Annotated in this window: 20 protein-coding genes and 2 pseudogenes; 12 read left to right on the top strand and 10 right to left on the bottom strand. The window is 69.4% G+C overall.

The annotated features are described in order from the left end of the window. The 3 genes from QJS31_RS12300 to QJS31_RS12290 all read right to left on the bottom strand — a co-directional run bounded on the left by QJS31_RS12300 (position 1) and on the right by QJS31_RS12290 (position 4,247). The gene (locus QJS31_RS12300) at positions 1–1,728 is read right to left on the bottom strand and encodes a DEAD/DEAH box helicase (RefSeq protein ID WP_306356787.1); all 1,728 of its coding nucleotides are present in this window, start codon (positions 1,726–1,728) and stop codon (positions 1–3) included. A 190-nt stretch (positions 1,729–1,918) separates the two neighbouring features. Next, positions 1,919–2,113, bottom strand: a complete 195-nt coding sequence (locus QJS31_RS12295) for a hypothetical protein (protein WP_029924071.1) — start codon at positions 2,111–2,113, stop codon at positions 1,919–1,921. 349 nt (positions 2,114–2,462) lie between these two features. Then, complete coding sequence (locus QJS31_RS12290) at positions 2,463–4,247, bottom strand: acyl-CoA dehydrogenase (protein ID WP_306356729.1); 1,785 nt, start codon at positions 4,245–4,247, stop codon at positions 2,463–2,465. Positions 4,248–4,299: 52 nt separating this feature from the next. Here QJS31_RS12290 and QJS31_RS12285 point away from each other — a divergent pair, with 52 nt between their 5' ends. Genes QJS31_RS12285 through QJS31_RS12275 form a run of 3 tightly spaced genes read left to right on the top strand, consistent with a single transcriptional unit; the run spans position 4,300 to position 6,387 of the window. Then, positions 4,300–4,701: a DUF952 domain-containing protein gene (locus QJS31_RS12285; RefSeq protein WP_282784477.1), complete on the top strand. Its 402-nt coding sequence runs from the start codon at positions 4,300–4,302 to the stop codon at positions 4,699–4,701. A 10-nt stretch (positions 4,702–4,711) separates the two neighbouring features. Then, complete coding sequence (locus QJS31_RS12280) at positions 4,712–5,194, top strand: cation:proton antiporter regulatory subunit (protein ID WP_029924074.1); 483 nt, start codon at positions 4,712–4,714, stop codon at positions 5,192–5,194. Between the two features lie 5 nt (positions 5,195–5,199). Beyond that, positions 5,200–6,387 carry a cation:proton antiporter gene (locus QJS31_RS12275; RefSeq protein WP_306356728.1) on the top strand — a complete coding sequence of 396 codons (1,188 nt, stop codon included), beginning with the start codon at positions 5,200–5,202 and terminating at the stop codon, positions 6,385–6,387. Here the strand turns inward: QJS31_RS12275 and QJS31_RS12270 are convergent. Continuing rightward, positions 6,286–6,987 (bottom strand): rhomboid-like protein, encoded by a 702-nt coding sequence (locus QJS31_RS12270; RefSeq protein ID WP_282784481.1) that lies wholly within the window; start codon positions 6,985–6,987, stop codon positions 6,286–6,288. The two genes, QJS31_RS12275 and QJS31_RS12270, sit on opposite strands and share 102 nt — an antisense overlap. A gap of 293 nt (positions 6,988–7,280) precedes the next feature. Here QJS31_RS12270 and eat point away from each other — a divergent pair, with 293 nt between their 5' ends. The 4 genes and pseudogenes from eat to QJS31_RS12250 form a co-directional block, all read left to right on the top strand. Continuing rightward, positions 7,281–8,699 (top strand): ethanolamine permease, encoded by a 1,419-nt coding sequence (eat, locus tag QJS31_RS12265; RefSeq protein WP_282784483.1) that lies wholly within the window; start codon positions 7,281–7,283, stop codon positions 8,697–8,699. Next, positions 8,696–10,108: an ethanolamine ammonia-lyase subunit EutB gene (locus QJS31_RS12260; RefSeq protein ID WP_282784485.1), complete on the top strand. Its 1,413-nt coding sequence runs from the start codon at positions 8,696–8,698 to the stop codon at positions 10,106–10,108. Before eat ends, QJS31_RS12260 begins: the two co-directional genes overlap by 4 nt. Next, positions 10,105–10,410: pseudogene (locus tag QJS31_RS12255) on the top strand (ethanolamine ammonia-lyase light chain EutC); the annotation flags it as partial. The gene QJS31_RS12260 and the pseudogene QJS31_RS12255, both read left to right, overlap by 4 nt. Positions 10,411–10,770: 360 nt before the next feature. Next, a pseudogene (locus tag QJS31_RS12250) lies at positions 10,771–11,313 on the top strand (ethanolamine ammonia-lyase light chain EutC); the annotation flags it as partial. A gap of 66 nt (positions 11,314–11,379) precedes the next feature. Here the strand turns inward: QJS31_RS12250 and QJS31_RS12245 are convergent. Then, positions 11,380–11,811, bottom strand: a complete 432-nt coding sequence (locus QJS31_RS12245) for a DoxX family protein (RefSeq protein WP_282786083.1) — start codon at positions 11,809–11,811, stop codon at positions 11,380–11,382. A 98-nt stretch (positions 11,812–11,909) separates the two neighbouring features. Here QJS31_RS12245 and QJS31_RS12240 point away from each other — a divergent pair, with 98 nt between their 5' ends. Then, on the top strand, positions 11,910–12,485 hold the full coding sequence (locus QJS31_RS12240; RefSeq protein ID WP_306356727.1) for a TetR/AcrR family transcriptional regulator: 576 nt from the start codon (positions 11,910–11,912) through the stop codon (positions 12,483–12,485). Positions 12,486–12,499: 14 nt separating this feature from the next. Here the strand turns inward: QJS31_RS12240 and QJS31_RS12235 are convergent, their stop codons facing one another. Continuing rightward, complete coding sequence (locus tag QJS31_RS12235) at positions 12,500–14,089, bottom strand: Na+/H+ antiporter (protein WP_306356726.1); 1,590 nt, start codon at positions 14,087–14,089, stop codon at positions 12,500–12,502. Positions 14,090–14,157: 68 nt separating this feature from the next. Between QJS31_RS12235 and QJS31_RS12230 the strand changes: the two genes are divergently transcribed. From QJS31_RS12230 to QJS31_RS12220, 3 genes are all read left to right on the top strand, one after another. Then, positions 14,158–15,297 (top strand): sensor histidine kinase, encoded by a 1,140-nt coding sequence (locus QJS31_RS12230; protein WP_306356725.1) that lies wholly within the window; start codon positions 14,158–14,160, stop codon positions 15,295–15,297. Next, complete coding sequence (locus tag QJS31_RS12225) at positions 15,294–15,941, top strand: response regulator (protein WP_306356724.1); 648 nt, start codon at positions 15,294–15,296, stop codon at positions 15,939–15,941. The genes QJS31_RS12230 and QJS31_RS12225 overlap by 4 nt, the downstream gene beginning before the upstream one ends. A gap of 85 nt (positions 15,942–16,026) precedes the next feature. Beyond that, positions 16,027–17,010, top strand: a complete 984-nt coding sequence (locus QJS31_RS12220) for a DUF418 domain-containing protein (RefSeq protein WP_306356723.1) — start codon at positions 16,027–16,029, stop codon at positions 17,008–17,010. Here the strand turns inward: QJS31_RS12220 and QJS31_RS12215 are convergent. Together QJS31_RS12215 and QJS31_RS12210 are read right to left on the bottom strand one after the other, a co-directional pair. Beyond that, positions 16,982–17,815: an MHYT domain-containing protein gene (locus QJS31_RS12215; RefSeq protein WP_282781954.1), complete on the bottom strand. Its 834-nt coding sequence runs from the start codon at positions 17,813–17,815 to the stop codon at positions 16,982–16,984. The genes QJS31_RS12220 and QJS31_RS12215 overlap by 29 nt on opposite strands. A gap of 188 nt (positions 17,816–18,003) precedes the next feature. Next, positions 18,004–18,963 (bottom strand): serine aminopeptidase domain-containing protein, encoded by a 960-nt coding sequence (locus tag QJS31_RS12210; protein ID WP_282781952.1) that lies wholly within the window; start codon positions 18,961–18,963, stop codon positions 18,004–18,006. 150 nt (positions 18,964–19,113) lie between these two features. On the opposite strand from QJS31_RS12210, the gene QJS31_RS12205 reads away from it, so the two are divergent. Beyond that, positions 19,114–19,710, top strand: coding sequence for a TetR/AcrR family transcriptional regulator (locus QJS31_RS12205; protein ID WP_282781951.1), 597 nt, complete (start codon positions 19,114–19,116; stop codon positions 19,708–19,710). Between the two features lie 210 nt (positions 19,711–19,920). On the opposite strand, the gene QJS31_RS12200 is transcribed toward QJS31_RS12205, so the two are convergent. Next, positions 19,921–20,340 (bottom strand): hypothetical protein, encoded by a 420-nt coding sequence (locus QJS31_RS12200; protein WP_282781949.1) that lies wholly within the window; start codon positions 20,338–20,340, stop codon positions 19,921–19,923. Positions 20,341–20,456: 116 nt separating this feature from the next. Then, the gene (locus QJS31_RS12195; protein WP_282781947.1) at positions 20,457–21,344 is read right to left on the bottom strand and encodes a hypothetical protein; all 888 of its coding nucleotides are present in this window, start codon (positions 21,342–21,344) and stop codon (positions 20,457–20,459) included. Positions 21,345–21,438: the final 94 nt, after the last annotated feature.

The raw sequence follows: 21,438 nt of genomic DNA, 5'->3' as shown, positions 1-21,438 counted from the left end.
TCAGTTGCCTCGCTTCCGGCGCAGCAGTTCCATGAGTCGGTCGTCGTCGAGGCGGGCCAGAGTCGCCACTCCGGCGGCATCGGAGAGATCGGTGAGCGCCGATTTGCGGTCGTGCATGCCCGCGATGTGCTCCTCGATGGTGGTGCCCGAGGTCAGCGTGGTGACGGTGACGGTGCGGGTCTGCCCGATGCGGTGCGCGCGATCGGAGGCCTGCGCCTCCACCGCCGGATTCCACCAGCGGTCGAAATGCACCACATCCGCCGCCCGGGTCAATGTCAGCCCCGTCCCGGCCGCCTTCAAGCTCAGCACGAGAACCGGTGGGCCGTCGGCGGATTGGAATCGCCGCACGATTTCGGCGCGCTCCTGCTGGTTCAGCCCGCCGTGGAAGAACGGGGCCGTCACCCCGAACCGTTCGGCGCACAGCCGCACCAACAGCTCCCCGGTGCGCCGGTACTGCGTGAACACCAGTGTGGGCGCGCCGACCTCCACATTGTTGGCGAGAATATCGGCGCATACGTCGAACTTGCCCGAGCGCCCGGACAATTCGTCCAGCTCGCCGGTGATGAGGCCGGGATGGTTGCACACCTGCTTCAACTCGGTGAGCACCGCCAGCACGCGCGTGTGCCGCTGCGCTCCGGACCCGAAGCCTTCCGCCTCGGCGCGGTCGAGCAGCCGGTCGTAGAGCGTCTCCTGTTCGGCGGTCAGATCACAGACCAGGTCGCTGTGGATCTTGGGCGGCAGGCTCGCCGCCACCTGGGCCTTGCGCCGCGCCAGCACCACCGGTTCGATGGCGTCGCGCAGCCGCAGCACCGCCTCTGCCGACCCCTCGTGCACCGGCCGCACGAATCGGCGGCGGAACTGTGACCGGTGCGTGAACTCCCCGGGCACCACCAGGTTGAGCAGCGCCCACAGCTCGTCGAGATGGTTCTCCACCGGGGTACCGGTGAGCGCCACCCGCACCGCCGCGGCGATGGCCCGCGCCGCCTTGGCCACCTGCGTGCGCGGATTCTTCAGGACCTGCGCCTCGTCGAACACCACCGCGGCCCAGTGTGTTTCGGTCAGGGCGGGGCCGTGCCCGCGCAGGGTGGGATAGCCGGTGACCACCACCGTGCCCGCCGTCGCGTGCGGCGGCTGCCCGCCCCGCCAGGCCACGGCGCGCAGGCCGGGTGCGAATCGTTCGATCTCGTGCACCCAGTTGCCGACCAGGGAGGTCGGGCACACCACCAGTTGCGGACCCTCGGCGGCCCGCCCCAGCAGGAAGCCGATGGCCTGCACCGTCTTCCCGAGGCCCATCTCATCGGCCAGCACCGCGCCACCGTGCGCGGTGGTCGTCTCCCGCAGCCAGGTGATGCCGCGGGCCTGGTAGGGCCGCAGCTCCGCCTTCAGGCCCGAGCGCAGTTCGCCGGAGATGGCCACCGTCTCCCGCAGGGTCCGCAGTGCCCGTTCGGCGGACACCACGGCCGTTCCCGCCGCGTTGGGCACCGCGTGCGCGGCGGTGGGTAAGGGACCGGGTGTGTCGGTGAGCGCCGCGAGCCACGCCCGACCGGAGGACGCGAGGTCGGGCAGTGCCAGCGTCGGGAGTCGCTCGGGTTCCACCAGGGCGCATTCGACGTCGGCGATCTCGATCCGCCGCCCGGACGGCACGGCCAGCGCGACGGTTTCCCGCTCCCCGATATCGCGCGGGGCGGCGCCGGGGCCGGTTCCGGCCCAGGTCCAGAGGGCGAACATGTGCCGGTCCGGCAGATAGGTGACGTGGATGGCGGACAGGGGACACCTCGATTCGGTTCGTGTCAAATCGGCGGGCAGAGAGCGCGACAGCGGGCGACCGTGTGGTCGCCCGCTGTCGGGTTTTCTGTTGGGAAGATTCAGTTGTCGAGCGGACCCCTCGCGTTCACATACCGCGAGGCGGAGGAGCTGATTACAGCGCCGGTGCCGACTCCGTGTCGATCACGGCTTCGAGCTCACGAAGACGATCCATGTGCTCATTGGCGTGATGCTGGCAGAAGAGCAACTCTCCACCACCGGGAAGGGTCGCACGCACGCGCGCGCCTGCCCCGCAGCGGTCGCAACGGTCGACCGCGGTCAGTGGGGTGCTAGTCAGGGTTCCTGGCATGACTCCTCCGTCCTGGCTCCGGGTGCTCACACACCGTTCGCCTGGTGTGGGGCTCACGGACCTCTCCGTGAGCTCGCTACCGCTACTTCCCAGCAGTGGCTATGACTACTTTGTCAGACGTTCGGGACGGGGGCTTTGTTCCCGAGAATGTTTCTTTGTGTTTTCGCTAACACGACCTGCGGTTTCGCTAGAAGCGAACAGCCCGCGGCCGCATTCGCGATACGCCGATATCACCCTCCGGAACAGGCCGATCCATTTGTCTTATCGGGAGACTACCCGGGGGCACCGACACTCACACTCCGATTGGATATCGGCACGGACTCGGTAGCAAACGCGAGTAGGACTCGTTTCAGAACCAGGACTCGTCCAGGTCCAGCGTGGTCCGGTCGCGCGAGACCAGCAGGTCGAACAGCGGACCGGTACGCGGCAGCTCCCAGCGGAAGAAGTAGCGCGCCGCCGCGCGCTTGCCGAGCGCGAAGGCGTCGCCGCCGCTGGCAACCAGGGACTGCTGCAACCAGAGCCAGGCCAGCACCACATGCCCGACCGCCTCCAGATACGCCGCGGAGTTGGCCAGCGCCGTCTCCGGATCGAGGTCCTGCCACAGCGTGGCGGTGGTGGTGGCGACCCGGCCCGCCGCCAGGTCCAGGGCGTCGGCGCAGGCGGTGAGCTCCGTATCGCCGGTGTCGCGCGCGGCGGTCACCGTGGTCGCGATGGCGTCGAGCAGGGCGGTGAGCGCGCTGCCCCCGTCGGCGGTGACGGCCCGGCCCAGCAGGTCCAGGCTCTGAATGCCGTGCGTCCCCTCGTGAATGGGATTGAGCCGGTTGTCGCGGTAATGCTGTTCGACGTCGTAGTCGCGGGTGTAGCCGGCACCGCCGAGCACCTGGATGGCGAGGTCGTTGGCGGTCAGGCACCACTGGGACGGCCAGCTCTTGGCGATCGGGGTGAGGATGCGCAGCAGCACGGCGGCGCGCTCGGCGTCGGTACCGGTGCGCAGATCGTCGACCAGCTTGGCGCAGTACAGCTGAAGCGCGAGCGCGCCCTCCGCGTACGCCTTCTGCGCCAACAGCATCCGCCGCACATCCGGATGCCGCACGATGGGCACCTGCGCGCCGTCGCGCACCCCCTGCGGGCGGCCCTGCGGCCGCGTGCGGGCGTAGTCCAGGGATTTCAGGTATCCGGTGTAGCCCAGGGCGGTGGCGGCCAGGCCGACGCCCAAGCGCGCCTCGTTCATCATCGAGAACATGTACGCCAGACCGCGATTGGGCTCGCCGACCAGGTAGCCGACGGCACCGGCGGCTCCACCCGGGGTGTAGCGGCCGTCGCCGAAGACCGGCGCGGTGTTGACCGTGCCGCGCCATCCCATCTTGTGGTTGATGCCCGCCAGCGCCACGTCGTTGTGTTCGCCCGGCGTGCCGTCGGCGGCGGGCAGGTACTTGGGCACGATGAACAGCGAGATGCCGCGGGTGCCCGCCGGTGCGTCGGGGATCCGGGCCAGCACCAGGTGCACGATATTGTCCGAGAGTTCGTGATCCCCGCCGGAAATCCACATCTTGCGGCCGAACAGCCGGTAGGTGCCGTCCTGCTGCGGGACCGCCCGGGTGGTGATGTCGGCGAGATTGGATCCGGCGTGCGGCTCCGACAGCGCCATGGTGCCGAAGCTGCGGCCGTCGAGCATGGGGCGCAGGAAGCGGTCGACCTGCTCCGGGCTGCCGTGCGTGGCAAGCAGATTGGCATTGCCGACGGTGAGCAGCGCATATCCGGTGGTGCCCACATTGGCGGCATGGAACCAGGACATGCAGGCGGTGAACACGCTGTAGGGCAGCTGCATGCCGCCGACCTCGTAATCCATGGCCGCGCCGATCATCCCGGCATCGGCGAAGGCCCGCAGTGCCTCGCCGACCGCGGGGATGATGTGCACCTTCTCCCCGTCGAAGGTGGGCTCGTGCAGGTCGCTGTCGCGGTTGTGCGGCGCGAAGTAGCGCGCGGCGAGATCCTGGCTCAGTCGCAGCACCTGGTCGAAGGTCTCGCGCGAGTGGTCGCCGTAGCGGTCCCGTGTCGTCAACGACTCCACGTCCAGCCAGTCGTAGAGCAGGAATTCGATATCGCGGGCGGACATGATGAGCGACGGGTTCATGGCCACCGGTCTATCAGAGACCGCGTGTCGTGCACACCGCTAGCGTGGCGGCATGGCACTCGACGCATCCGAGGCGGTATCGGAGTACACCGGCCCGCTCCTGCACATCTGTTCGCGGGCGGAATGGGAGGCGGCGCGCGCGGCCGGGGAACTGCGCGCCCCTTCGTTGGCCGAGGTCGGCTTCATCCATCTGTCCGCACCGCGGCAGGTGCACCTGCCCGCCGATCGCCTGTTCGCGGGCCGCCGCGACCTGGTGCTGCTCTGGCTGGACCCGGCCCGCCTGACCGATCCGGTGCGCTGGGAGCCGGGCGTGCCGACCGATCCGGAATCCATGCGGTTTCCGCATCTCTACGGGCCGCTGCCGGTGGCGGCGGTCGTCGAGGTCACCGAGTTCCGGCCCGGTCCGGACGGTCGCTTCGTGCCGGTGGAGCTGCCGCGGGGGGATCTGTCCTAATCTGGACGTCGTGAACGTCGACGTTACTGCGCTGCCCGGCATCGGTGTGCGGAAAGATTTCGAGTCCCGCGGCGGTCGCCGGATCGGAGTGGTGGTGCACCGCGACGGAGGTATCGACCTGATCGTCGCGCAGCGTGACGATCCCGATGCCTGCCTGGCCCAGGTGCCGCTGACCACCGATGAGGCGGCGGTGCTGGCCAACCTGCTCGGCGCGCCGCAGCTGGTGGAGAGCCTCAAGGAAGACCATCGGGATCTGCCCGGCATCACCACCCGGCAGCTGCCCATCAACAACAATTCGCCGTACCGGGGGCGGATGCTGGGGGAGACCGGGATGCGCACCCGCACCAAGGCCTCCATCGTGGCGATCATGCGGGCCGGACAGTTGCATCCCTCGCCCGGCCCGGACTTCGTCCTCGATTCCGGTGATCTGCTCGTCGTGGTCGGCACACCGCAGGGGCTGGACGCGGCCGCGCGTATCCTCGCCGACGGCTGAGCGGCGTGGATCCGACGGCGCTAGGACTCGTCGAACTCGGCGCGATCTTGTTCGTGCTCGGCGTGATGGGCCGGGTCGCCGGACGGTTCGGCATGTCGCCCATTCCGCTGTACCTGCTGGGCGGGCTCGCATTCGGCACCGGCGGGATCGTGGAGATGCACGCCGCGGCCGAATTCGGCCATCTGGCCGGGGAAATCGGCGTGGTACTGCTGCTGCTCCTGCTCGGGTTGGAGTACACGGCCGCGGAACTGGTGACCGGGCTGCGGCGGTCCTGGCTGGCCGGTCTGCTCGATATCGTCGCCAACGCCACCCCCGGCGTGCTGGTGGCGCTGATGCTCGGCTGGGGCACGGTAGGCGCGATCACCATGGGCGGGGTCACCTACATCTCGTCCTCGGGAATCGTGGCCAAGGTCCTCAACGACCTCGGTCGACTCGGCAACCGCGAGACGCCGGTGATCCTGTCCATCCTGGTCTTCGAAGACCTGGCCATGGCGGTGTACCTGCCCATCCTCACCGTCATGCTGGCCGGGCTGGGCTTCGCCGCCGGGGTGAAGACGCTCGGCATCGCCATGCTGGCCATCACCGTGGTGCTGGTGGTCGCGCTGCGCTACGGCAGGTACGTCTCGGCCGTCGTGGACAGCGAGGACCGGGAGGTGTTCCTGCTCAAGCTGCTGGGTGCGGCGCTGTTGGTCGCCGGGGTGGCGTCGGCGCTGAACGTCTCGGCCGCGGTCGGCGCGTTCCTGCTCGGCATCGCCATCTCGGGATCGACCGCGCAGCAGGCGGCGAAACTGCTGGAGCCGCTGCGGGATCTGTTCGCGGCCATCTTCTTCGTGGCCTTCGGTCTCAATACCGACCCCCGCGCCATTCCGCCGGTGCTCGGCTGGGCGGTCGCGCTGGTCGTCGTCACCACCGTGACCAAGGTGGGCACCGGGTGGTGGGCGGCCAAACGGCAGGGCATCCGGCGGATGGGCCGCGCCCGTGCGGGCGCGGCGCTGGTGGCGCGCGGCGAATTCTCGATCGTCATCGCGGGATTGGCGGTGACCATGGGCGGGGTCGACGGTGAACTCGCCGCGCTGGCCTCGGCCTACGTGCTACTGATGGCGATCCTCGGGCCGATCGCCGCCCGGCTGGTCGAACCCGCCGTCGCCTTCGTCAAGCAGGACCGCCCCCGGGCCGAACCCGTGGGGCGCTGACTCGCGTTCCAGGCGCCGGGTGGCGAAGACCGCCGACCCGGCGATGAGGAAGCCGACGGTCATGGCCAGGACGTGGCCGTAGTCGGTGAAGGTGCGCCCGCGCACCGCCGCGCCGACGTAGACGATGATCAGCAGGCCCGCCCAGAGCAGTCGCGGCACGCCGCGCAGTCGGAAGGTGAGCGCCGCCAGCACGGCCGAAATGCCATAGCTGGGGCCGACATCCGAGGCGAGCGCCACCCGCAGCGGAATCAGGCGATGCTCCACGGCGTAGGCGATTCCGGTGACGGTGCCGAGCGTGGCCCCGACGTGCCCGATGGCGAACACACCGATCCAGCGCAGGGTGCCCAGCCAGCGTTCGGCGGCGGCCATCACCGTCAGGAAGGTGATGATGAACGCCCACGGGAAGTCGCCGTCCACCCAGAACGCCGAGGCCACCAGCACCTGAACCGGGTCGCGGCGCATATTCGCGAGGTTGGTGGAGGCCGAGAAGATGATGTGGCGGTCGGTGATCTCGTTCGCACCCCGCAGCGTCCAGTAGGTGACGAAGAGCGTGAACGCGTAGCAAACGCTGGCCGGTGCCGCTCCCAGGTGGTCGCGCACGGCTCGCACCGCCCGCCGCGGCCGGTGTGGTCGCCGCCACCAGCTACACCACCGGCGTAGCTCGTCGGCGAGATCGAGGGTCCGAGTCCACGGGGACCGGTGCCGGTGCGGTACGGGCGGCATAGCTGCGATTGTGCTCGGTCCGCGGCGGATCGGCACGCACGCGGGTCCGTAACGCGGCGTCATGCCGCCACAAACTCGTAGTTACACGTCAGCAATATAGGTCCGGAGGATCTACAGGTCAGCCCTCTGGGCATGTGACCAACCGAGTACGAGGGGTACGGGCAACCTGCATGACGACTGCTTCGAGGCCGACGGCGGATACCGCCGAGGACTATCTGGCCAAGCGGACCCTGCGCTCCGGATCGGCGGGCTGGCTGCTGCTGGCCGGGCTCGGCGTGAGCTATGTGATCTCCGGTGACTATTCCGGATGGAATTTCGGCCTGGCCGAGGGCGGATTCGGTGGGCTCTTGATCGCCACCGTCCTCATCGCGGGCATGTACCTGGCCATGGTGTTGGGTATGGCGGAACTGTCGGCGGCGTTGCCCGCGGCGGGCGGCGGCTACACCTTCGCCCGCCGGGCGCTCGGGCCGTGGGGCGGATTCGCCACCGGCACCGCGGTTCTCATCGAATACGCCATCGCACCGGCGGCCATCGCCACTTTCATCGGCGCGTACGTGGAATCGCTGAACCTGTTCGGGATCACCGACGGGTGGTGGGTGTATCTGGCGGTGTACGCGCTGTTCATCGGCATTCATCTGGCCGGGGCGGGGGAGGCGCTCAAGGTGATGTGCGCGATCACGGTGATCGCGCTGATCGGGCTGGTGGTGTTCGCGGTGGCGGCCTGGGGCCGTTTCGACCTGGGCAATCTCACCGATATTCCCGTCGATACCGGGGCGGCGGGGGCCTCGGAGTTCCTGCCGTTCGGCGCTTTCGGCGTCTGGGCGGCGATTCCGTTCGCGATCTGGTTCTTCCTGGCCGTCGAAGGGGTGCCGCTGGCCGCGGAGGAGGCGCGCGAGCCGGAGAAGAACGTGCCCAAGGGCATTATCGTCGCCATGCTGGTGCTGCTGGTGACCGGCGGCAGCGTACTGGTGCTGTCCACGGGAGCGATTGGCGCGCAAGCGCTCTCGACCTCCGGCAATCCGCTGGTCGAGGCGCTGGGCAGCGGTGGCGCGGCCACGGCGGTGAACTACATCGGCCTGGCCGGACTGGTGGCCAGCTTCTTCTCCATCGTCTACGCCTACTCCCGGCAGACCTTCGCGCTGTCGCGGGCCGGATACCTGCCGACCAGCCTGTCGGTCACCAACTCCCGCAAGGCCCCGGTGTGGGCGCTGATCGTGCCGGGCGTGATCGGCTTCGGGCTGTCGCTGACCGGCGAGGGCGCGATGTTGCTGAACATGGCCGTCTTCGGCGCGGCGGTCAGCTACGTGCTCATGATGGTCAGCCATATCGTGCTGCGAGTGCGCGAACCGGGTATGCGGCGGCCGTACCGCACTCCGGGCGGCGTGGTGACCACCGGATTCGCGCTCGTGATCGCCTGTGTGTCCGTGGTGGCGACCTTCCTGGTGGATCCGGTGGCCGCGGGCTGGACATTCGCCGCGTTCTGCGCCTTCATGCTCTATTTCGCCCTCTACAGTCGCCATCGGCTGGTCGCGGCCTCGCCCGATGAGGAGTTCGCGATCCTGGCCCGCGCCGAGAAGGAGCTCGAATGACGGTGTACCAGCAGCGCATCGGCGGCGTGAGTTACCGGTTCGACGGGTTGGTCGAGCTGTTGGCCAAGGCGACGCCGCGCCGCAGCGGTGACGAATTGGCCGGGTGCGCGGCGCATTCCGACGCCGAACGGGCGGCCGCGCAGTGGGCGCTGGCGGAGGTGCCATTGCTCACCTTCCTGAACGACGTGGTGGTGCCGTACGAGAGCGACGAGGTCACCCGGCTCATTGTCGACACCCACGATCGCGTCGCGTTCCAGCAGATCTCGCACCTGACCGTGGGCGGGCTGCGGGATTGGCTGCTGGCGGTGGCCGCCACCGAACACGCGGCCGCCACCCTCGCGGCCGTATCCCGTGGGCTCACACCGGAAATGGTGGCCGCGGTCAGCAAACTCATGCGCAATCAGGACCTCATCGCGGTCGCCGCGGCCACCGAGGTGCGGGCCGGATTCCGTACCACCGTGGGACTTCCGGGCACCCTGGCCACCCGCTTGCAGCCCAACCACCCGACCGATGACCCGCGCGGTATCGCCGCCGCCGTGCTGGACGGGCTGCTGCTCGGCTGCGGGGACGCGGTGATCGGCATCAATCCGGCCACCGACTCGCCACGGGCCACCGCGGATCTGCTGCACCTGCTCGACGAGGTGCGGCAGCGGTTCGACATTCCGACGCAGTCGTGTGTGCTCTCGCACGTCACCACCACGCTCGGGCTGATCGAGGCGGGTGCCCCGGTGGATCTGGTGTTCCAGTCCGTGGCCGGAACCGAGGGCGCGAATTCCGGGTTCGGCGTGAATATCTCGCTGCTGCGGGAGGCGAATGCGGCCGGGCGCGCACTGGGTCGCGGAACGGTCGGCGACAATGTCATGTACCTGGAGACCGGGCAGGGCTCGGCGCTCTCGGCGGGCGCGCACCTCGGCACCGGCGGCAAACCCGTGGACCAGCAGACCCTCGAGGCCCGCGCCTACGCGGTCTGCCGGGATCTCGATCCGCTGCTGGTGAATACGGTGGTCGGGTTCATCGGTCCGGAATACCTCTACGACGGCAAGCAGATCATCCGCGCCGGACTCGAGGACCACTTCTGCGGCAAACTGCTGGGGCTGCCCATGGGCGTGGACGTCTGCTACACCAACCACGCCGAGGCCGACCAGGACGATATGGACAGCCTGCTCACCCTGCTCGGCGCGGCCGGTGTCGCCTTCGTCATCGCGGTACCCGGGGCCGACGACGTCATGCTCGGGTACCAGAGCCTCGCCTACCACGATGCCCTGTACGTGCGAAAGGTGCTGGGGTTGCGGCCCGCTCCCGAATTCGCGGGCTGGCTGGACCGGCTGGGCATGCTGGACGCCGACGGCCGGGTGCGGCCGGTCGAGCCGCTCACCTCGCCGCTGCGCGCCCTGGCGAGTGCGTCATGAGGCCGGTGCGCGGCGATACCTCCCGTACCGACACCGCCCGTACCGGTGCCTCGGAGGAGTTCTGGGCTGAGCTGCGGCGCACCACCCAGGCGCGGATCGGGTTGGGCCGCACCGGGGATGCGCTGCCCACCGAACGGGTGCTGGAATTCCGGGCCGCGCACGCGGCGGCGCGGGACGCGGTGCACACGCCACTCGCGGTCGACGACCTGGCCGCGCGGGTGGCGGAGCTCGGTCTGGGGCGGCCGACGCACGTGCGCAGTCGCGCGGCGGACCGATCGGAGTATCTGCGCCGCCCCGACCTCGGACGGCTGCCCGCGATCGCGGCGGGTGCGGTCGAGTGGACGCGCACGAGCGCGCCGGAAGCCGCGGACGCGGTCGAGCCGCATTCCGTCGCGTCGAATGCCACCGCGTCGAACGCCACCGCGACGGATGCCACCGCGACGGATGCGCCAGGGACGGATGCCACCGCGACGGATGCGCCAGGGACGGATGCCACCGCGACGGATGCCACCGCGACGGATGCGCCAGGGACGGATGCCACCGCGACGGATGCGCCAGGGACGGATGCCACCGCGACGGATGCGCCAGGGACGGCACGTACGCCCTCTGCGCGCGCCGTGGTCGGGGAGGCGCTGTCGTCCTCGGCGGGTGGGCGCACCGGTCCGGACATCGAGATGGATCCGAGTAGCCGTGCAGGGCAGAGGGTTTCGGCGTCACCGGGAACCGGGGCCGATATCGGTTTCGTGCTCGCCGACGGTTTGTCGCCCCGGGCGCTCGCCGAACACGGTGTGCCCATGCTGCGGGCACTGGTAGCGGTGCTGGGGGAGCGCTACACCCTCGCCCCTCCGGTCATCGCCACCCAGGCGCGGGTGGCGCTGGGTGATCACATCGGTGAAAGCCTCGGCGTCGCAACCGTTCTGGTACTCATCGGGGAGCGCCCCGGCCTGTCGGTCGCCGACAGCCTCGGCATCTATCTCACCCACCGGCCGCGTCCGGGGCGGGCCGACTCCGAGCGCAATTGCATCTCCAATATCCATCCGCCGGAAGGACTCGGCTACGAGCGTGCGGCGCGGGTGGCGGCGGGGCTGGTCGAGGGCGCTCGCCGACTCGGGCGCTCCGGTGTGGATCTGAAGGACACCTCGGTGAGCGCGCTGGTACCCGGTGCCGACGCGCTCGTTCTCGAGGCGGATGGCGCGCAGGTGTGAGCCGACAGGTGATCGCCCCCCGCGTTCGTGCGGGGGGCGATCACCCGGTGTGCCTGGCGGATTCCGTCAGAATGCGGCCAGTACGCAGGCGGCGAGGAAGACGCCCTGCACCACCGTGCGGGCGGGCAGCGGCATGGTCTTGACCCCGCCGCCGGTCCGCGCGGCTCGAATATTGGCCGGGAACATGATGATCAGCAGCGCCGCCAGGCACGCGGCGGCGACCGGGGCGACCGGCGGCAGCAGTAGGCCCACCGCACCGGCCGCCTCCAGGACGCCGGTGAGGGTGATCATGGCCGCCGCGTTGGGGAAGGCGGGCGGGACCATGGCGATCAGCGCGTCACGTTTGGGCTGGGTGAAGTGCGCGCTCGCGGTGAGCAGGAACATGGCGGCCAGGCCGACGCGTGTGGCGTGTGGCCAGGAGTCGAGCCAGTCGACACCGAGCAGGCCGATGAGTCGGGACAGTCCGGTGACGGCGATGAGGGCGATGAGCGGCGCCATGGGGCACTCCTGAGGGCGAGCAGCGAATCTTGACAATGGCTAGATTAGAACCGTGGCGAGAACTTGTCAATGACAAGATTTGCCGTCAGGATCGAAGGATGACCAAGAGCGCCTACCACCACGGCGACCTACGCGCCGCGCTGCTGCGGGCCGCGGCCGAACAGATCGCTCAGGACGGCGTGGACGCGGTATCACTGCGCGCCCTCGCCCAGCGGGCCGGAGTCTCGCATGCCGCGCCCGCCCATCACTTCGGCAACAAACAGGGACTGCTCACGGAACTCGCCATCGAGGGATTCGAGCTGCTGGCGGCTCAATTGCATGGTGCGGCAGGCGATTTCCGAGCCGTTGCGCTCGCCTACATCGGTTTCGCCCGGCGCTGGCCCGGTCATTTCGATGTCATGTTCCGACGCGACCTGCTGTGTGTCGACGATGAACGGCTGATCGCGGCGCGCCGTCACTCCGGGGCGGAATTACGGTCCGGCATAGCGGAATTGGGCATCGAACCGGAGGATCGCCGGGCCGGTCAGCTCGCGGCCTGGTCGCTGGTGCACGGTTTCGCGCATCTGTGGCGCGAGGGTGCGCTGGTGGGATCGGATCTCGGGGGCGACGACCCCGAGGCATTGGCGCTGGCCATGGTGTCGGCCGTCCGATTCGAGAGTGGTACCGCCGACTGAGCGGGTGGCCGAGATCAGGGCATGGGATTGGACCGCAGGTCCAGGCGGCGCATCACCCGGTCCACCACATCCGGTGGGATACCCGGTTCGCGGCGGGCCGTCAGGGCTTCGGTGCGGCCCGCCTCCATGACCTCGTGGGTGATCCTGCGCATCTCGGTGGTGAACTTCAGGGTCTTGTCGGTGGCGAGGCGGGCCTTGTCGTCGGCCGCCTCCGGATCGGCCTGGGCCAGGCGGCGTTCGAAGGATTCGCGCAGCCGCACGTAGACGTCCTCCGGCAGATCCTCGGTGGTCGAAATCTGTTTCAGGCGGGCCAGTTCCGCATTGAGGACCCGGGTCCACAGTTGGCGTTCCAGGGTGCGCTCGAGTTCGGTGTCGGCGTGCACACCGGTCGCGCGCACCACGGCGGGCAGCGTCGGCCCCTGGAGCAGCAGGGTGAACAGGACGACGGCGAAGGCGGTGAAGAGGATTTCGGTGCGTCCGGGGAAGGGGTCGCCGTCGGCGGTGGTGAACGGCACGGCCAGGGCCAGCGCGACCGTCGCCACTCCGCGCATACCGGCCCACCAGGTGACCAGGGTTTCCCGCCAGGTGTACGGCTCATCCTTGTCGCGGGTGCGCCACCAACTGTGGAAGACCGCGGTGGTGCCCAGCAGCCACAGCAGGCGCAGCCCGACCACCACCGCCACCACGGCGGCCGCGCCGGTGAGGAAGCGCGGCCAGTCCGGGCCGGTGGTGCGCAACACGGTGCTCAATTCCAGGCCGATGAGGCCGAAAGCGAAACCGGTGACCAGCATTTCGGTGATCTCCCAGAAGGAGTCGCCCACCGTCCGATAGGCGCTGTCGCTGAAATCCGTTGCCGCGTCGGTCAGATACAGCGCGCTCACCAGCACCGCCAGCACTCCCGAACCGCCGCGGGCGTCGGCGATGCCGTAGGCCGCGAAGGGCAGCAGCAGGCCCAGCGCCACCTGCCACGGCGCTTCGCTCAACCGTTTCATGAGCATGGTGCCCAGCCAGCCCAGTGCCAACCCCACGCCCACCGCGACCAGCGCCGACAGTACGAACTCCCAGGCCGCGCTCCACGCGGAGAACGTCCCGGTCAGCACCGCCTGAATGGCCACCGTGTAAATGACGATGGCGGTGACGTCGTTGAACAGCCCCTCACCCTCGAGCACCGACACCAGGCGGCGCGGCAGCCCCAGCTTGCCCGCCAGCGCCGAGACCGCGACCGGATCCGGTGGCGCCACCAGCGCGCCCAATGCCACCGCCGCGGCGATCGGCACCGTCGGGAACATCTCGTGGAACACCCAGGCCGCGGCCGCCGCGGTCACGATGACCAGCACCACCGCCCGCATGACGATGGCACTCCAGTTGTCGGCGAACTGCCGCCACGAGGTGCGCCGCGCCTGGGCGTAGAGCAGCGGCGGCAGCACCATCGGCAGGATCAGCTCCGGATCGATGTGGATCTCCGGCACCGAGGGAATGAGGGCGAGCACACATCCGAAGGCCGTCATGAGCACGGCCGGAGCCTGTCCTATCCGCTTGCCCAGCGGCTGCGCCAGGATCGTCGCGAACAGGACCAGAAAGATCAACTCCAACTGGTGGTGCACCCCCGCCAGTTTGCTGTCGATGCGCTGGATTGTCGAACCGGCTCGCTCGGCCCGCTAGGGTCGGGCCTATGCGTCGCCTCCTGTTCGCGCTGTGCGTGCTGCCCGCCGGGCTGGCCGCGCTGCTGGAGTTGAATGCCACGGGGTCGCTGTTGTGGACGGGCGTGGACGCGGGCGGGGCGGCGCTGGGGAGTTGGGCCTGCTGGACGGCGGCGCGGGAGGACGCTGTGCGGCTCACCCGGCACGCCGGGGTGCCGCTCACCCGACGCGCCGGGGTGGTGGCCGCGCTGGCCGGGCCGGTGCTCGCGATCACCGCGGTGAGCCTGTGGCCGCAGGGTGTGCAGAGTTGGGCGGTGGCCTCGGCGTGGGTGGCAGTTGTCGCGAGCGGGGTGGCGGCGTCGCGGATCGTCACGGTCGCCGATGCCGGGCTCACCGGTGCGCTGGCCGTCGCCGCGGTCGGGTCGCCGCTGGCCCTGCGGACCGACGATGTGCCGATAGGCGTGCTGATCATCACCGTTCCGACCGTCACCGCGCTGGGAATCGGGCTGCTCGTGCGGGCCCAGCGCCAACGGCTGGTGGCCGAGCGCGGCGCGGCCGTCGCGGGCGAACGCGCCCAGATGGCACGGGAACTGCACGATGTGATCGCGCACGAGGTGATGGGGATGGTGGTGCTGGCGCAGGCCGCGCAGGCGGGCGCGGAGGAGCGCACCCGGCCACTGCTGGCGCGCATCGAACAGTCGGGTCGGCGGGCGCTGGGCGATATCCGGTCGCTGGTCGACACCCTGGGCGACGGTGCGGGCTCGCGCGGCACCTACGACCTCGACGATCTGGTCTCGCGCTTCGCCGATACCGTCGACGCCGAGGTGGTGTCGGACATCGACCCGGACGTGCGCGACGCCCGGGTGCCCGATCCGGTGGCCTTGGCGGCGCACCGAGTGCTGGCCGAGGCGTTCAACAACATTCGGCGCTACGCCGCCGACGCGAGCCGCATCGACGCGGTGGTGCGGATCCGCGATGCCGAGCTGGCCGTCGAAGTGTGCGACAACGGTTCCGGGACAGCGGGATTGGGTGGTGGCAGTGGTACGGGACTGACCGGGCTGGCCGCGCGGGCGGCGGCGGTGGGCGGCACCGTCACCGCGGGCCGCCTGCCCGACGGCCGCTGGCGGGTGGCCGCGCGGCTGCCGGTCGACGGAAAGGCGGGAGGGATATGACGATTCGCGTCCTCGTGGCCGACGACCAGGAGATGGTGCGCATCGGCTTCGCGCTGATCCTCGACAGTGCACCCGATATCGAGGTGGTGGCCCAGTGCGCCGACGGTGTCGCGGCGGTCGCGGCGGTGCGGGAGCACCGGCCGGAGGTGGCGTTGCTGGATATCCGGATGCCGCGGCTGGACGGACTACAGGTGTGCCGCCGGATCAGCGGCGAGACACGCGTGGTCATGGTGACCACCTTCAACGACGACGACTATGTCGATACCGCGCTCGCGCACGGGGCGACCGGATTCCTGCTCAAGGACTCCGGACCGGACCTGTTGCTCGCCGCCGTCCGCGCGGCCGTCGCCGGGGACGCCCTGATCGGCCCGGAACTCACCACCGGTCTGCTGCGCCGCACCCATGCCCGCGCCGGCCGCCGGGTGCCGCCGGAGCTGGCGGCCGCGGTCGCCGCTCTCAGCCCCCGTGAACTGGAGGTGACCCGGTTGGTGGGGGAGGGCGCGACCAACGCTGAGATCGGGGAGCGGTTGCATCTGTCGCTCGGTACGGTGAAAACCCATATCGCCAGCGTGCAGCGGCGGCTGTCGGCGCGGAACCGGGTGGAGGTGGCGGCCCGTGCCTGGCGGGCCGGGCTCATGGACTGAGATCGGCCGATCGGCCGGCGCGGGCGGGTGGATACCGGCCGTTCGGCCGATGCCGGACGGATGCCACGGCGGCCAGCATGAGGGTATGCGACGACTGCCGAGCCTCGATGTCCTGCGTGGATTCGCGCTGTGCGGAATCCTCTTCGCCAACGCGCCCGCCATCCTGCGGCTCGATCCGGTGCGCGACGGTGCGCTCGACCCGGTCCCACGGGTGCTGGAACTCGCCGTGTACGGGCGGTTCTTCCCGCTGTTCTCGCTGCTGTTCGGGATCGGCTTCGCGCTCATGTGGCGCTCGGCCCGCGGCCGGGCGGCGGCGCCGCGCGTGGTGCTGCTGCGGCGGATTCTCGCCCTGGCGGTGCTGGGTGCGCTCCATCAACTGCTGCAACCGGGGGAAGCGCTGCTGCCGTACGCCATCGCGGGGCTCACGGTGTTGCTGCCGTCGACGTTCCTGCCGCAGCGGTGGGTGATCCCGGTGACCGGTGCGGCAGGTGCGGTGCTCACCGTCGCCGGGGTCGCGCAGGGCGGTGGCCTGGTGCTGGTGCCCGGGCTGTTCCTGCTGGGGTTCGCGGCGGGCCTGGCCGATCTACCGCGACGATGGGAAACCGTTGCGGGTCCGGCACTGCCGACAGTCGCGCTGGTGTTGGTATCGGCCAGCGCCGCCGGAATCCTGTGGCAGTGGGGGCATCCGGAGGCCGGTGCGGCCGTCGGGCTGATCATGGCGGCGACCTATGCCTGCCTCGTGTCGATGCTCACTCGCACAGAGGTTTTCGCGGTGATCACCCCGGTGCTGGCGGCGCTGGGCCGCACGGCGCTCACCAACTATGTGGCGGCCACCCTCATCGTGGTCGGCCTGCGCTTCGCCGCGCGGCCGCTCGGCATCGTTCCGGACGCGCCGCGGGCCTGGTCGCACACGGTCGTGCTGTGTCTGCTGATCCTCGCGGTTCAGGGGGTGGTCTCCCGGTGGTGGCTGAGCCGCTTCGACCAGGGGCCACTGGAGTGGTTGCTGCGCAAGGCATCCTGGGCCGGTGCGGCCCCGGCGGTCAGGGTCGGTAGCGCGGCGGCTGCGTAGTCGTGGTCCGGGGTGCGGCCGGGTTGCTGCCCGCCAGCGACCACGGTTCGGGCGCCGGCGTCCGCGGCAGCGTCTCGCGGCGGCTGCGCTCGTCCACCTCGGTCAGTCCCACATGAATGAGCAGGACCAGGGTCACCATGCTCACCGAGATCATCAGCGGCGCAAGCAACTCCATGGCTCCCGCGCCGGAGGGCATGGTCGGGTTCGCCGCATGGTGCGCGCTCATGGCCGCCATGCCGGTGTAGTGCATGCCGCATACCGCCACACCCATGATCAGGGCCGCCCCGATGGTGGCGAGGATGCCATTGATGTGCAGCGTGAACCACAGCGCCACCGTCGCCGCCACCACCGCGATCACCATGGACAGCGTCACCAGCGCCGGATCGTACCGCATGATCGCATCCGATTTCATGGCGTACATCCCGGCGTAGTGCATCGCGCCCACGCCCGTTCCGGTGATCGTGCCGCCCGTCGGCAACTCCCATCGTCCCCGCCGCTCCCGCGTCACGATGGACAATCCCAGCCACACCACCACCATGGCGATCCCGGCGCTCAACAGCGTGATGGGTATGTCGTAGCGAATCGTGGCCCCGGGAATCGAGAAGCCGAGCATGGCGATGAAGTGCATCACCCAGATTCCGGTGCCGCCGATGGCCACCGCCGCCGCGATCAGCCACCCGCGCCGTCCACCACCGGCACGCGCCCGTGCCGTACACCGCAATCCGAGCAGCGAGCCCGTGACGGACATAATGTAGGCCAGCACGGGCGTCACCCACCCGTAGCTGAAGTGATGAATTTCGAGCACACGAACTCCATTGCCGGAACTGGGCTTTGGCGCTTCACCGCCGCGATCGAGCGCGAACCTTACCGTCCGGTACCGGCTTTGTGAAATTGAAAGGCCCTATTTCCTCGAAACTCGTTCCAGTTGGCGATAGCTCGAAGTTTCCGCAGGTGACGAGCAATTCGCGGGCGAATGCGTACACCGGGTCGGGGCTACCCATGGCCCGGCGCGACCGTTGTGGTGTCGATGCGCCCGATCGGGTCCGCGACGAGGTCGGTCCGCAGCTGTTTCCAGTCCGTGTCGTCGATGCCGAGAACGTCGCGGAGAAAGGCTCGGGCCGCGCGCCGGATGAGCGCTACCCGCTCGGGGCTCTCGTCGGTGGTGTCGCGGGCGTTGTAGCCGTGGATGCCGCCGAGGGAGTGCTCACCGCCGTGGATGGTGAGCAGGCTCAGCGCGCCCGGGCTGTGGGTGTAGGCGTCGGTGAACCAGTCCGGCCCGCGCGTCGAGAGGTGGGATCGGTCGTGGTCGCCCGCGACCACCAGCGTCGGGGTGGTCAGGGCGGCGAAGTCGGGACTCATGAAGTCGAAGTGCTCGGCGGCGAACGGTGTCAGGCTGTCGCCACCGATGCCGGTGGTGGCAAGCAGCACACCGGCTTTCACGCGTGGATCGCTCAGGTCGGGTCCGGGTCGCCCGTCCGCGTCGAGTACGCGCGCGCCGAGCAGCATGCCGACGGTCTGGCCGCCCCACGAATGCCCCGCCACCGCGATGCTGTCGCGGTCGACGCGGTCGCCGAGTCCGGGGAGCGCCGTGACGATGTGGTCGAGTTCGTCGAGCACCCGCGTGATGTCGGCGACGCGGATCCGCCAGATATCCGGGTAGCGCGGATCGGCCATGGACAGGCCCAGAGTTCGGGAATCGAGGAAGGTCGGCTGCACGACGACGAAACCGTTGCCCGCCCAGTAGTCGACCAACGGGTCGTAGGCGGACATCGATTCGCCGAAACCGTGCGCGAACACGATGACCGGCAGGCCGGTCCCGACGGCGGGCGCGGACACGCGCACCTGGAGGTCGTGGCCGCGTTCGGGTGCGGGCAGCACAACCGGTTTGACGCTGATGACGGGCGTGGACAGTGCGGGTACGGCGCTGGGGGCCGTCAGATCTGGTCCGGGCATGGCTTTTCCTTCGATAGCGGTGAACGCCCCACTGCTGCGGTGCGGCCGATGACCGCGCGAACCGCCGATATACTCATAACCGGAGCGCTGTTCCGAATATACGGAGCAGTGTTCCGCTTAGCAAGTGCTGTCATCGGAAAGGGGCGTCACATGGACGCAGGCGACCGGACTCCACCCGCCACCACCTCGGCCAAACGTGCCGACGCGCAGCGGAACGAGCGCGCCCTGCTCGACGCCGCCGCCTCGGTCTTCCGCACCCACGGCGTGGACGCACCGGTCCGCCGCATCGCCGCCGCCGCGGGCGTCGGCATGGGCACCATCTACCGCCATTTCCCCACCCGAGCCGACCTCATCGCCGCCGTCTACCGCCACCAGATAGCAGCCTGCGCCGAAGCCGCCCCCACCCTCCTCGCCACCGAGCAGTCCCCCTTCGTCGCCCTCACCCGCTGGATCGACCTCTTCGTAGACTTCCTCGTCACCAAACACGGCCTAGCCGCCGCCATGCGCACCGACCCCGAAGGCTTCACCTCCCTGCACACCCTCTTCCTCGACCGCCTCCTCCCGGTCCTGGACACCCTCCTCACCGCCGCCCGCGCCGCCGGCGAGATCACCACCGACATCCCCGCCTACCAACTGATGCGCGCTGTCGGTGACATCTGCGCGGGTGCGGAAACCGCCGACCCGGATTACGACGTGCGGTTCACGATTCGGCTGTTGTTGGAAGGGTGTCGGCGGGTGGGGGAATGAGGCGCGCGACCGGACTTCGCGCACGTGCTCCGGCGCAGTGCAGGCGGCAGGTCCGGTACTCGTGATGGTTGGCCTCGACCCAGTGCTGGTGGATACACGCGCAGCACCACGCCGACGCCAGGAATGATGTCGGCGAGGAGATTCTGAGCCTCCCGAGTGCGCGGATGGCGCTGGGGGTCGCAGTCGAGACTGGGCGATTCGGTCGCGGTTCTATCGGAGGTACCGAGTCGGCCAGAGTTGGCGACCGGCGGCCAGCGCGGAGGCCTGGTACGGGGGCAGCTGTTCGTCCTCGGCAACCACTTCGACCAGCGCATCCACTTCCAGGGCGCCCTGCAGGCGGGACACGTCCGTGCCAGCGGCGCATACAACGACATACAGAACCGCCTCGGGTTCCTGGAGCCTGCGGGTCTTCACAATGCGACGCAGGTCGGGACGACCGACCGCGCAGTTGAGCAGATCGGTCTCGGCGGGCGAGTCATCGGGGTCGGCGGCAGCGAACCGCGGGGTGTGGATCGTGCGGCCCGGTGCGGCACCGACGTCGGCGCCAGGCAGCATCGCGCGCTCCGGCGGGGTGAGTTCGATGCCGTAGTAGCTGATCTTATGAACCAGGGAGCGTTCCAGATACTCCAACTCGCGAGCGGCCAGCAGCGAGCGCAGTGTCGCCAGATCCCCGTCCGGAAGGCGAACGACCGCAGAACGGGGCATCGACTCTCTCCGGATCCGCAACGGCTGTCAGGCGCAGAACGTTAGTTGGTCATGATCGCTGGGAGCTCGCCAGGTCGTGACGGGTTGATGAAGTAGAACAGATTCACCAATGCCACCGGCACGAAGAACAACGCCCACCATCTGACGGCCTTCCGGCAGGTCACCGTGAACCAATTCGGGTTGCGTTCGTATATACCGGAACTCGTGGCCGCCCACGCCAACACGAATCCGAGCGTGGCGACGTACTGCGCGTACGTTGCGACATTCCCACTCAGCGCGACGGCGATGAGCGTGATCACGATCGCGACGCCGAACGCGCCGGTAGCGAACTGTGTCGCCCGGACGACTCGATCCAGCCCCTCCGCGAGGTCTGTCCGGGTTGCCGCGGACGAACGCCGGCTCGGGTCGTCCTGTGGATCATTCGGTGGTCTACGCGACCACAAACGGGCATCCCGGATTCGTAATGCCACGGCTCGAACCTTGTCAGGCAGCAGGCGCAATACCCCGGCTGGCGGTCGGCTGTAACCCTTCTCGTACAGCAGGGTCGCGCCAGCGGGGCGGAATCGAACCACCCCGACACCTCGCTCTGGGCGGTCGACGATCTGGCCCCTGCGGGCGAAAGTCTGCCAGCGTTGGATGGTCACAACCTCATGACCGTAGCGATACGTCCGGCGGCGATTGTGATATCGACAGCGACTCCATTCACCGGCGACCCAGTTGCGGCATGGCCCACCTCGTTTCGTGCGCGGGTACGCGCAGTGCACCGGCCACACGCTGCCGCGCAAGAACCACACGACAACCGAGACCGCGGCAATATAGATCGGAAAGAGGATGCCGATCCACAGCGGCCACGGGATCGGCGACACCGAGTCGAGATTGGTCGCGATCCGCTTCAACGTCTCGGGCAGCAGTCCCAGGTAATCGTTCATCGGCGTCCCCCTGCGTTTTTCGGAACCCCTCTACGCGTCCGAACCGCGCCTCGGTCCGTCGTAACAAGCGCGTATTGCCTTGCAGCGCTGCGTA

It is taken from the genome of Nocardia sp. CC213A, from assembly GCF_030766805.1.
Taxonomy (GTDB): Bacteria; Actinomycetota; Actinomycetes; order Mycobacteriales; family Mycobacteriaceae; genus Nocardia; species Nocardia otitidiscaviarum.
The sequence above is the reverse complement of the archived record's forward strand: the minus strand, read 5'-3'. Positions and strand labels throughout refer to the sequence as shown.

Excerpts from the sequence above, each read along its gene's own strand:
- QJS31_RS12285 (WP_282784477.1), top strand. The coding sequence starts at position 4,300 with ATGGCACTCGACGCATCCGAGGCGGTATCGGAGTACACCGGCCCGCTC.
- QJS31_RS12195 (WP_282781947.1), bottom strand. The coding sequence starts at position 21,344 with ATGAACGATTACCTGGGACTGCTGCCCGAGACGTTGAAGCGGATCGCG.
- QJS31_RS12225 (WP_306356724.1), top strand. The coding sequence starts at position 15,294 with ATGACGATTCGCGTCCTCGTGGCCGACGACCAGGAGATGGTGCGCATC.
- QJS31_RS12210 (WP_282781952.1), bottom strand. The coding sequence starts at position 18,963 with ATGCCCGGACCAGATCTGACGGCCCCCAGCGCCGTACCCGCACTGTCC.
- QJS31_RS12300 (WP_306356787.1), bottom strand. The coding sequence starts at position 1,728 with ATGTTCGCCCTCTGGACCTGGGCCGGAACCGGCCCCGGCGCCGCCCCG.
- QJS31_RS12230 (WP_306356725.1), top strand. The coding sequence starts at position 14,158 with ATGCGTCGCCTCCTGTTCGCGCTGTGCGTGCTGCCCGCCGGGCTGGCC.
- QJS31_RS12295 (WP_029924071.1), bottom strand. The coding sequence starts at position 2,113 with ATGCCAGGAACCCTGACTAGCACCCCACTGACCGCGGTCGACCGTTGC.
- QJS31_RS12290 (WP_306356729.1), bottom strand. The coding sequence starts at position 4,247 with ATGAACCCGTCGCTCATCATGTCCGCCCGCGATATCGAATTCCTGCTC.
- QJS31_RS12240 (WP_306356727.1), top strand. The coding sequence starts at position 11,910 with ATGACCAAGAGCGCCTACCACCACGGCGACCTACGCGCCGCGCTGCTG.
- QJS31_RS12245 (WP_282786083.1), bottom strand. The coding sequence starts at position 11,811 with ATGGCGCCGCTCATCGCCCTCATCGCCGTCACCGGACTGTCCCGACTC.
- eat (WP_282784483.1), top strand. The coding sequence starts at position 7,281 with ATGACGACTGCTTCGAGGCCGACGGCGGATACCGCCGAGGACTATCTG.
- QJS31_RS12260 (WP_282784485.1), top strand. The coding sequence starts at position 8,696 with ATGACGGTGTACCAGCAGCGCATCGGCGGCGTGAGTTACCGGTTCGAC.
- QJS31_RS12220 (WP_306356723.1), top strand. The coding sequence starts at position 16,027 with ATGCGACGACTGCCGAGCCTCGATGTCCTGCGTGGATTCGCGCTGTGC.
- QJS31_RS12205 (WP_282781951.1), top strand. The coding sequence starts at position 19,114 with ATGGACGCAGGCGACCGGACTCCACCCGCCACCACCTCGGCCAAACGT.